Source organism: uncultured Veillonella sp., from assembly GCF_963534045.1.
Classification (GTDB): domain Bacteria; phylum Bacillota; class Negativicutes; order Veillonellales; family Veillonellaceae; genus Veillonella.
This window is the reverse complement of sequence record NZ_CAUSQT010000075.1, coordinates 1-4,591: the sequence shown is the minus strand read 5'-3', so window position 1 is coordinate 4,591 and position 4,591 is coordinate 1. Positions and strand designations below refer to the sequence as shown.

Here is a 4,591-nt window from a genome sequence, read left to right as displayed (position 1 = left end):
GCACCTATTTTCCTCTTTTACGCTCGGTAGAACCGACACTCAGTTTATTCACTTTATCAATTATAAATATACTATATTTATAACTCTCCAACAATACACTAGGGGGTATATGTATTTCTGCTATACATATAACCAAAAGAGGCTGTCACCAAGTGACAGCCTCTATAAGACGAGAGAATATTCAATTAATCGATACTTTGTTGAAAGCGTTGCGCACGATATGCCATCCAACCTTTGCGTATCATATAAATGCAAATGCCAATAGTTACCGCAATAGCACTACCTAGCATGGCATCAACGCCACATGCATATACTGCATATGCACAATATAATACGCCTGCGCAAGCGACAAAATAGAATCGTTCAATGCGACGTTTTTCTAATCCAGACATATGCATCATAGTCGGTACGGCAATAATGCAGAGAATATAAGGCAATACATTCGTTACAACCGCAAGGTTTACCAATGTTTCAAATTGATCGCGTAGAGAATCATTAGCTGTAAACATTGTAATAATGGTTTCGATAGCTAATAAGATGAATACGCCACGCACAGGTGCATCCTTGCTGTTTACACGAGCAAATACCTTAGGGAAATAACCTGCTTCTGCTGCATTTTTAAATACGCGAGACAATGTAAATTGCCAGCAAAGTAAAGCACCACAGCAAGAGATAATCATGAGCGCCATGATAACATTTGCAATCGTGTCATTGAACATGTACGCAAATGTGAGACCAAATGGTGCATTAGAATTTAGTAATTCTGTGTTAGGCACGATACCGGCCATAACGTTTGTGGACAAGATGTAAATCACCGCCACTGCTAATGTACCTGCAAATGTTGCAATTGGCACGTTTTTCTTTGGATTTTCTACAGCATCTGCATTTGCTGCTGCCGATTCAAACCCTAGGAAGCCCCACAATGTTAAAGCAATAGATTGTTTAATTGCTTCAAAGAACGGCAAGTCGTTTGGATTCCATGCCGCCAAATACGTATCTGGGCTAAACCAGAACCAGCCAATTGTACCAATCAGTAATACTGGCACAATACAGCCCCAAATAGTAATATTGCTGAGCCGACCTGTAAAACGATTGCCTCTAAAGTTCAAAATCGCTGCAAACCATAACAAGACGATTGTTACTTGACTTGTTTGCGTTGCATTTAGATCAACACCAAAGAATTCTGAGCCATAGCCAACTGCGGAAACTGCAATCGCTATATTAGCAATGATGAGAGATATGCTGTAAGCATAGCTCGCCATAAAATGTCCAGTCTTACCGAAGCGGTGTTCTGCATAACCGCCCATGCCTCCTTTAATTTGGGAGAACATACCCGCTTGAGCAAAAATATACGCTAGTAAAAGCGCACCCACAGCTGTCACGAGCCAAGATAACACTGAAATAGTACCAACTTGAGCCAAATTAGTTGGTAACATAATGATCCCAGCTCCTAGCATATTGGCTGCTACCATTGTGGTTAGCTGGAATACAGACATTTTTTTAGCGGTGGTTTTCATGTATCAATCCCCTTTCGTAAGGTGAATTTTTTCTCGTCCATAATTCACTTAAATATATTAAAACCGCTAAGTACGTTCAGTTCCTGCTGTAATGGGCGGGAATGTGAAAGTACCGTTTTTATTTGTTTTTCGAATTAATAATAACACCATAGGTGGTAAATGAAAAGTACTTTATTAGTGGACACCGCATATTACACGAATTGAATAAAAATATAGTAATTATATATTATTTTTGATTAGAAACGGTATGATGAATGTAAGAGTATCATTTTATTTCAGTTTAATCAATTAAATATATGAAAAATCACTATCTATTCAAGTTATAGTGTCGTAGTACAAGACCATTATCCACTGCACGTCCACTCAATATAGACAAAAAAATACGTGAAATTTGTAGATTTCGGGTCTATAAAAACGTAGATATATGGCCATTAAAGGCATATACAAAAATTGGCCCCACCCAAGGGTGGAGCCAAGTGTATAAAATATGAAACCATCTACGATGCTAAGGGTAGAATCCTTACTCTTGTACAGAGTTTACGATGGCTTTCCAGCTATCAATTTGTGCTTCTTCGTTAGCAATGATTTGTTTACCATTGTTGCGTTGTCTTTCTACGCATTCTGGGGCCGTACCAGAATAGTTGTTACGACCTGCTACGCAAGCCTCAATAGAAATAGCATCTAGAATATCCGCATCAAAATATGGAGAAATCACTTTGAAATCCTCAACGGATAAGTCAAGCAAAACACAACCTTTTTCGATGCAATGATGTACGGCATTGCCTACGATTTCGTGCGCTTCACGGAATGGTACGCCCTTTTTCGCAAGATAATCTGCCATATCTGTGGCGTTGGAGAAATCATCGTCGAGGACAGCTTTCATATGTACCCCATTCACCTTCATACCGCGAATCATCGCTGCATTGATAGACAAGGCAAAGTGTACCGTATCAATAGCATCAAAAATACCCTCTTTATCCTCTTGCATATCCTTATTGTATGTAAGTGGCAAGCCTTTTAATGTAGTCAAAAGACCTAATAAATGGCCATAGGTACGACCTGTTTTACCACGTACGAGTTCGCATACGTCAGGATTTTTCTTTTGTGGCATGATGCTTGACCCTGTGCAATGCGCATCATCAAGTTCAATAAAATTAAATTCATTAGAGGACCACAAAATGAGTTCTTCACTGAGGCGACTCAAATGCATCATCACGAGGGATGCAAAGGATAAGAATTCCACGACATAGTCACGGTCGGATACGGCATCCATGCTGTTTTCGTAAATACGAGAGAATCCTAATAATTCTTGCGTATAGGTTTGATCAATACCATAGGTAGAGCCCGCTAAAGCACCTGCCCCCAACGGCATGATGTCCGCATGTTTAAATACCATTAATAGACGATCAAAATCGCGTTCTAACATGGAGAAATATGCCATCATATGATGCCCAAAGAGTACAGGTTGTGCCCGTTGTAAATGGGTATAGCCAGGCATGATAACATCACTGTATTTTTCAGCTGTTTCGATGAGCGCTTTTTGCATATCTACGATGAGCTCACCCATTTCGATAACAGCTTTACGCACATACATGTGCAAATCGACAGCACATTGGTCATTACGGCTACGGCCCGTATGTAGACGACCACCTGCTTCACCGATATCGTCAGTTAAACGCTTTTCAATATTCATATGAATATCTTCAAGAGCAACAGAGAATGGGAACTCGCCTTTATCGATTTGACCCTTGATTTTAGTCAAGCCTGCTACGATAGCATCACAGTCCTCTTGAGAAATAATATTTTGTTTTGCAAGCATAGTTGCATGGGCTTTACTGCCCGCAATATCTTCGGCGTACATTCTAGCGTCAAAAGCGATAGAGGATGTAAAATCCTCTACCGCTTTATCAGTGCCTTTTGTGAAACGCCCGCCCCACAATTTAGCCATTATTTACCTGCCTTTTCTTTCATTAAAGCATTAATTTTGAGAGGTAATCCGAACAAGTTGATGAAACCTGCTGCATCAGCTTGGTTGTATACATCGTCTTCTTCGAATGTTACGAAATCTTCACTGTACAAGGAATATGGTGAAGTTGCACCAGCGGAGATAATATTGCCTTTGTACAATTTAAGTTTTACATCACCAGTTACAGTTTTTTGAGTTTCATCAACGAATGCTTGTAACGCGTTCATCAATGGTGCGAACCACATGCCATCGTATACGAGTTCAGCGTATTTGTTGGCAATGAGTTCTTTGTAGTGGTATGTAGCTCTATCGAGGCAAAGGTATTCAAGTTCTCTGTGAGCATACATGATGATGGATCCACCTGGGTTTTCATAAACGCCACGAGATTTCATACCAACCAATCTATTTTCAACGATATCTACAACGCCTACACCATAGTGTGCACCGATTTCATTGAGTTTTTCCAACAATTGTAATGGAGTACCTTCTTGACCATCAACGGCTACAGGTACGCCTTCTTTGAAAGTTACAGTTACATAACCAGCTTCATCAGGAGCTTGTTCAGGTGTATGTGTTACTAAATATACATCATCTTTAGGAGCATTTGCTGGATTTTCAAGATCGCCACCTTCATGGGACAAATGCCATACGTTTTGGTCCATGGAGTATGGATGTGATTTAGTTGCTACAACTGGAATGTCGTGTTTAGCAGCATATTCCATGCAATCTGTTCTAGATTTCAAATCCCATTCTCTCCAAGGAGCGATGATTTTCATGTTAGGTGCTAATGCTTTAATAGCCAATTCAAAACGAACTTGGTCATTACCTTTACCAGTCGCACCGTGAGCGATGGCATCAGCACCTTCTTTTTTAGCGATATCTACAAGAATTTTGCCAATCAAAGGTCTAGCAAAGGATGTACCTAATAGATATTTACCTTCGTAAACAGCACCTGCTTTTACAGTTGGCCATACATAATCTTTTACGAAATCTTCTTTAGCATCAACGATGTACGCTTTAGATGCACCAGATTTGATTGCTTTTTTCTCAACTGCATCATAATCCTCAGGTTGGCCTAAGTCTACGCATACAGCGATAACTTCAGCGC

General features: G+C 40.0%; 3 protein-coding genes. All 3 read right to left on the bottom strand.

Going from position 1 to position 4,591, the window contains the following annotated elements; translation table 11 throughout:
- Positions 1-185: 185 nt before the first annotated feature.
- On the bottom strand, positions 186-1,517 hold the full coding sequence (potE, locus tag RYP29_RS08305) for a putrescine-ornithine antiporter (protein WP_311533045.1): 1,332 nt from the start codon (positions 1,515-1,517) through the stop codon (positions 186-188).
- A gap of 520 nt (positions 1,518-2,037) precedes the next feature.
- The gene (gene argH, locus RYP29_RS08300) at positions 2,038-3,465 is read right to left on the bottom strand and encodes an argininosuccinate lyase (protein WP_311533043.1); all 1,428 of its coding nucleotides are present in this window, start codon (positions 3,463-3,465) and stop codon (positions 2,038-2,040) included.
- On the bottom strand, positions 3,465-4,591 hold a 1,127-nt coding region (locus RYP29_RS08295), incomplete at its 5' end, for an argininosuccinate synthase (protein WP_311533041.1). The genes RYP29_RS08295 and argH, both read right to left, overlap by 1 nt.

Bases quoted from the DNA above. Each gene is read 5' to 3' on its own strand.
- potE (WP_311533045.1), bottom strand. From the start codon at position 1,517: ATGAAAACCACCGCTAAAAAAATGTCTGTATTCCAGCTAACCACAATG.
- argH (WP_311533043.1), bottom strand. From the start codon at position 3,465: ATGGCTAAATTGTGGGGCGGGCGTTTCACAAAAGGCACTGATAAAGCG.